At 70.5% G+C, this 5,961-nt stretch carries 6 protein-coding genes; 1 reads left to right on the forward strand and 5 read right to left on the reverse strand.

All coding sequences use genetic code 11. The annotated features are described in order from the left end of the window. Positions 1 to 62: 62 nt before the first annotated feature. The 5 genes from VJS38_RS10565 to VJS38_RS10585 all read right to left on the reverse strand — a co-directional run bounded on the left by VJS38_RS10565 (position 63) and on the right by VJS38_RS10585 (position 4,437). A complete protein-coding gene (locus tag VJS38_RS10565; RefSeq protein WP_324088108.1) occupies positions 63 to 1,247 on the reverse strand; it encodes an AAA family ATPase in 1,185 nt (394 codons plus the stop codon). Between the two features lie 35 nt (positions 1,248 to 1,282). Beyond that, positions 1,283 to 2,608, reverse strand: a complete 1,326-nt coding sequence (locus VJS38_RS10570) for a type II and III secretion system protein family protein (protein ID WP_324088109.1) — start codon at positions 2,606 to 2,608, stop codon at positions 1,283 to 1,285. A gap of 23 nt (positions 2,609 to 2,631) precedes the next feature. Continuing rightward, positions 2,632 to 3,573, reverse strand: a complete 942-nt coding sequence (cpaB, locus tag VJS38_RS10575; protein ID WP_324088110.1) for a Flp pilus assembly protein CpaB — start codon at positions 3,571 to 3,573, stop codon at positions 2,632 to 2,634. A gap of 267 nt (positions 3,574 to 3,840) precedes the next feature. After that, the gene (locus VJS38_RS10580; protein WP_324088111.1) at positions 3,841 to 4,059 is read right to left on the reverse strand and encodes a hypothetical protein; all 219 of its coding nucleotides are present in this window, start codon (positions 4,057 to 4,059) and stop codon (positions 3,841 to 3,843) included. A 153-nt stretch (positions 4,060 to 4,212) separates the two neighbouring features. Further along, entirely contained in the window at positions 4,213 to 4,437 is a 225-nt protein-coding gene (locus VJS38_RS10585) for a hypothetical protein (RefSeq protein ID WP_324088112.1), read from the reverse strand. Between the two features lie 201 nt (positions 4,438 to 4,638). Between VJS38_RS10585 and VJS38_RS10590 the strand changes: the two genes are divergently transcribed. Beyond that, positions 4,639 to 5,961, forward strand: a 1,323-nt coding sequence (locus tag VJS38_RS10590) for an MFS transporter (RefSeq protein ID WP_324088113.1), incomplete at its 3' end; no start/stop codon positions are given.

Below are 5,961 nucleotides of genomic sequence, written 5' to 3' on the forward strand. Positions count from 1 at the left end.
CGCTGCGGCCGGCGCGGGTCCGGGCTTGGGCGCCGGAGTGCGGGCGAGGCTGAAACGTCCCATCAGGCGGCTCGCTTCGAGGTGGCCGACGACCGGCCGGCGTCGGCGGCGAGGCGCTCGACCAGCTGGGCGATGTCCTTGACGATCTTGGACTTCGGGCGGTGCTGGGCGATCGCGCCCCCCAGGTTGGCCGCGGCCGCGGCCGCTTCCCAGTCGGAGCTGATGCCGGCGTCGGCCTTGCGCTGCAGGGCGCGCTCGGCCTCGGACATGGACGGCGCCGGGCCGAACATGCGGCTGGCCAGGCGGTTCAGCACGATGCGCGGCTTGGTCTCGCCGCCGAGAGCGGTCTCGAATTCCTCCGCCAGCGACCGCGCCGAGATCAGCGCCGGCACCGTCAGCTCGGAGATGACGAGGATCTCGTCGGAGCCGGAGAGCGCCTCCAGCGTCCAGGAGCGGCGATGCCGCGGCATGTCGAGGATCACCCACTCGTAGCATTCGCAGGCGACCTCCAGCATGCGCAGCACGGTCTCGCGGCTGGCGTGGTCGAAGGCGTCGGGATCGCGCGGGCTCGCCAGCAGGTCGAGCTGCTTGGTCACCGGGGTGACGAAGGCTTGCAGCATGGCCGCGTCGATGCGGTCCGGCGACGAGCCGAAGTCCGAAAGCCGCATGGCGGGCTGGGCGCCCAGGTAGGCGGCGGCCGCGCCGTCGGCGAGGTTGAGGTCGATCAGGCAGACGCTCTTGTCCTTGCCCGAGCGCTGCGCGAGCGCGGTGGCGATCTCGACCACGATGGTGGTCGCGCCGGCGCCGCCGACCGCCCCGGTCACCGCCCAGCAATGCGAGCCGCCCTCGGGGGCGAGGGGCGCGGCCTCGGCCTCGACCGGCGTCTTGGTCACCAGGCCGGAGGCGGCGGCCGCGAACTGCTCGGGCGAGAACGGGGCGTCGAGCACGTCGGAGCTGGGCAGGCGCAGCAGGTTGCGCACGACGGTGGTCGGCAAATGCTGGCCGATCAGCAGCACCGGCGCGGCGCGCGGATTGGTGCTGAGCGCCTGGATGGCGGCGGCCAGCGTCTGGGCCTCCCAGACGTCGGCGTCGACCAGCACCAGGTCGTAGGCGCTGGACACGGCCTGCGGCAGCCGCTCGACGCCGGCGGTCTCGGTGGCCGCGCCCTTCAGCGGGCCGGCCACCATGGCGCCGAGGCTCGGGCCCACCAGCAGGACGCGCTTGCCGGAAAGCGGGGTTTCGGTCATCGAAGCCTTCTTTTCACTCGTACGCGCCATGGGACCTACGGCCTGCTCGCATCCATCTTCGGATCGATCGGGTGGTCGAGGGACTTGCCCATCAGGAGCAGGTCCTTCTCGCTCGGCTCCTGGCCGGGCATGGTCACGGCGGCCTGCGCCTTCGCCATGTCGCCCGGCTCGACGAGCCGCGGCGTGACGATGATCAAGAGCTCGGTCTCGCCGCGGCGCCAGCTGGCCGAACGGAACAGGGCGCCGAGGACCGGCAGGTTGCCGAGGCCCGGCACCTGGCTCACGTCGTTCTGATAGTCGCGCTGATACAGGCCGCCGATCGCGAGCGAGGCGCCGTTCTTGAGTTCGACCACGGTCTGGGTGTTGCGGGTGATCAGGCCCGGAACCGTGAAGCCTTCGATCTTGAGGCTGTTGGACTGGTCGAGCTTGCTGACCTCGGGCGCGACCTCGAGCCGGATCAGGCCGTTGTCCAGGACCTCCGGCTTGAAATCGACCTTCACCCCGTATTTGCGGAACTCGATGGTGATGGTCGTGCCGCCGCCTGAGGTCTGCGGCACCGGGTAGGGGAACTCGCCGCCGGCCAGGAAGCTGGCCTTCTCGCCGGAGATCGCCACCAGGTTCGGCCGCGCCAGGGTGCGCACCAGGCCCTTGGACTCCAGCGCCTGGATCTGGGCGTCGATCGTGGTGCTGCCGGAGGCGCCGGTGAGCTTCAGCACCCCGGCCGGGGAGTTGCCGCTGAGCAGGCCGTTCGCGCCGGTGACGAACTGGAACGAGCTGTTCTGGATCGCCAGGTTGACGCCGACGTCGTGCAGCAGGGAGCGGCTGGCCTCCATCACGCGCACCTCCAGGACCACCTCCTGCGAGGCGCCGACGGAGATCTGCGAGGTGACCGACTGGGGCGCGAACTTCTCGGCCAGCGCCTTGGCGCGGCCGGCGACGCCGGTGTTGGAGACATGGCCGGTCAGAAGCACGCCCTCGCCGGTGGCGCGGACCTGAATGTTCTCGTTCGGGAAGGCGATCCCCAGGTCTTCCTGCAGCGCCTGGGCGTCATAGCCGACGCGCACGTCGAGGATCTCGGCGAGCCGGCCGCCGGCGCCGTAGACGAGGAGGTTGGTCTCGCCCAGTTCCTTGCCCTGGATGTAGAAGCTCGTGCCGCCGGTGGCGCGCACCACCGCCGTGTCCGGCTGGGTGACGACGATACGGCTCGGCGGGCTGTCCAGGTGGAAGGCCACCGACTTGTCGCGCGGGACATAGACCACCCGATGCGCGGTGGGGGTGGTGCGGAACACCTCGGCGGAGGAGGGCGCGGCGGCGGCGAGGGCCGCGGCGCTCACGAGCGCGCCGGCGAGGAGACGGGTCATTTTGAACGCGTTGGACATGAGGATCACCCGACGACGGCGTTGGCGGCGGCCGGCGCGGCCGGGGGCGCCGGCGCGAGCAGGGCGGCGGCGGTCGCCGAGGGCCCGCCGCCGCCGCCATGGCGACGCTCGCCTTCGATGATGAGGATGCCGTAGCCGACGGGGACGCCGCCGCGGCGCGATGAGGAGGCCGGAGCCCGGCCCGACGTCGGGATGCGTCCGGGGCCGCTGGCGAAGACGTTGGCGCGCACCAGGGCGGTCGGCGTGACCTCCGCCGAGCCGGTGCGGCGCAGCGCCAGCGACAGCTTGCCGAGGTCGGCGGCGACCGACAGCTTCTGGCTGTCCGCCACCGAGAGCTCCAGCGTCGCCGTGGCCGGAGTCGCCGGCTTGTCCGAGGCGAGGTCGGCGTTCAGGTCGATCGCCAGGACGCGGACGTCCTGCAGCACGACTTCGGAGACGTAGTTGTGGTTCGGGTTCGACGGATCGAGGTCGCGCATCATCATGACGTCGACCCGGTCGCCCGGCAGGGCGTGGCCGCCGACGCCCGAGACGTCGCTGACCTTCACCGTGTAGGCGCGCATGCCGTCCTTGATCTCGGCGGCCACGGATGGCCGGGCGCCGGGACCGGAGAGCTTGATCGGCAGCAGCGGCTCGCGCGCGGCGATCGGCGTCAGCACGACCGGTGGGCCGCCCTTGTCGGACGACAGCACCGCCGCGACGGTGCTGAACGCGCCCTGCGGCACGACGTCGGCCGGCATGCGGATCAGCTTCAGCGAATCGGCGGCGACCCGGTCGCCGTATTTCATGTCCTTGGCCGCGACGACCACCGGCACGCCCTCGACGGGCGCGCCGGCGACGCCGGGGATCTTGGCCGAGGCCTGGTTCGGCAGCACCGTCTTGGCGACGACGAGGGCCGCCAGGCCGAGCACTGCGGAGGCTCCTAGGCTGACAATGGTGATGACGCGCATCTTGCCCTGGCTCGCATTTTTATCTTGTAGATCGTAAGGTTATCGAGCGGGCGTTTTCGATATCGCCAACAAACGCAGTGAATCGAATGTAAAGAATACGAACCGAGGCGTGTGTGAATTGCGGCTGTATCTAAGGTATACATGCCGTTAGAATTGGTTTCTTGGAAATTAAGATCGGCTCGCGCGCGCGGCCGCCGCGACTAGACTCGCGGCCGCAGGCTTTGGCTCCGGCCGCACGCCGCTGCGAGCGGCGTGCGGTCTTGGCTCTCAGGCGTGCAGGGCGGCTTCCGTCGCCTCGATCTCGTCCTTGATCCAATCGTGGCCGTTCTTGACGAGGACGCCCTCGATGGCGGCCATGTGATTGCTCAGGCGATCGCGCACGTCCTCCGGCACGTCCTTCTGGGTGGCGACCCAGCGGGCGATCTGGTGGACCGCGAAAGCGCTGTGAAGGGCGAGGCGTTCAAGCTGGTCCTGGGCGAGCGCCATGGCGGAACCTCCCTTAAGGTCCGAAAGTGGACGCGGCCCGCAGCCGCCCCGAGCGGCATCGGGAACGGCGTCCGCGCCATCTGCTAAAAGCGCCAGAGCGGCGGAAGGCTCCACCATCGGTGGACGGCGCGCATGTTCGCGCCGCGGCCGCCGTCAGGTGGCGGCGTAAAGGTCCGGCGCCGGCGTTTCTTTCGGCATCGGCGCCTCGGCGCCGCCGGCGCCTCCTCGCGGCCGGCGCGAGGTGACGAAATGGCCGAAGTCGGGCGGAAGGTTGCGTCCGGCCGGACGCCGCTTTCCAAACGAGCGGAGACGTTCGAGCAGGGCTTCGAGCGTCTCGTCCGATCCCGTCAGATCGGGTTTGAACGTGCGATCCGTCATGGCGGGCGGTTATACTCGCGGCTGCGGCATAACGCCACTCTCCGAACGAAGATTATTGTAAAGTTTTCTTAACAAGCTCCGCCGTCGGCGAGTCGGTCCGACCGTTCGCCATCCGACCCTGATGAACCGTGAGCATTTGCCGGTTCATTCGAGCCGCCGAATGCTCTAGGGGCGTCGGATCGAAGCCACGGTTCGCGACGCATGCTGCTATCTGCCTCGGCAAGGTCAGGTCCGGCCCCGCCCGGTCCGCCCACGGACGAGGGGCTGCCGGTTCCGCGCCGCTATTGGTCCGTGCTGGCGATCTGGCTGGCGATCGCCATGGCGGTGCTCGACGGGGCGATCGCCAACGTCGCCCTGCCGACCATCGCCCGCGAGCTGGGCGCCAGCGCCGCCGCCTCGATCTGGATCGTCAACGCCTACCAGCTGGCGATCACCGTCTGCCTGCTGCCGCTCGCCGCGCTGGGCGACAAGCTGGGCTATCGCCGGGTCTACATGGCGGGCCTGGCGGTCTTCACGCTCGGCTCTCTGAGCTGCGCGCTGTCGCACACCCTGGCCGGCCTGGTCGCCGCGCGCGTGTTCCAGGGGATCGGCGCGGCCGGGCTCATGAGCATCAACAGCGCGCTGGTGCGCTTCACCTATCCGCACCGGCTGCTGGGGCGCGGGATCGGCCTCAACGCCGCGATCATATCCGTCTCGGCGGCGGTCGGGCCGACGATGGCCGCCGCCATCCTCGCGCGCGCGTCCTGGGAATGGCTGTTCGCGGTCAATGTGCCGATCGGTGTGCTGGCCATCGCCATCGGCTCGCGGGCGCTCCCCAGGACCGAGGGTTCGGGCCGACCGTTCGACTGGCTCGCGGCCGTGCTCAATGCGGTCGCCTTCGGCCTGCTGATCCTCGGGCTCGAAGGCCTCGCGCGGGAGGGTCTGCTGATCGGGCTGCTGCGGCTGGCCGGCGCGGCGGTCGCGGGTATCCTGCTTGCGCGGCGAGAGCTGCGGCGCATCGCGCCCCTGGTCCCGTTCGACCTCTTGCGGATCCCGATCTTCGGCCTGTCGGCGGCGACCTCGGTCGTCTCCTTCTCGGCGCAGATGATCGCCTACACGGTGCTGCCCTTCTATTTCCAGGAGATGCTGGGGCGCAGCCCCGTGGCCATCGGCCTCTTGATGACGCCCTGGCCGCTGACGGTGGCGGTGGCCGCGCCGATCGCCGGCCATCTCGCCGAGCGCCGCCCGGCGGGCCTTTTGGGCGGGATCGGGCTCGCGGTCTTCGCCGTGGGCCTGGCGCTGCTGTCGCGGGTCGGGCCGGGCGTCTCGGACTGGGGGATCTGCTGGCGGATGATGATCTGCGGCGCGGGCTTCGGCTTCTTTCAGTCGCCGAACAACCGGGCGATGGTCTCGGCGGCGCCGATCATCCGCAGCGGAGCGGCGGGCGGAACACTGGCGACCGCGCGACTGCTCGGCCAGACCTTCGGCGCGCTCGCCGCCGCCGTCTTCTTCAGCGTCGCGGGCACGCGCGCGACGCCGGCGGCG

Source organism: Phenylobacterium sp. (assembly GCF_035276905.1).
Lineage (GTDB): Bacteria > Pseudomonadota > Alphaproteobacteria > Caulobacterales > Caulobacteraceae > Phenylobacterium.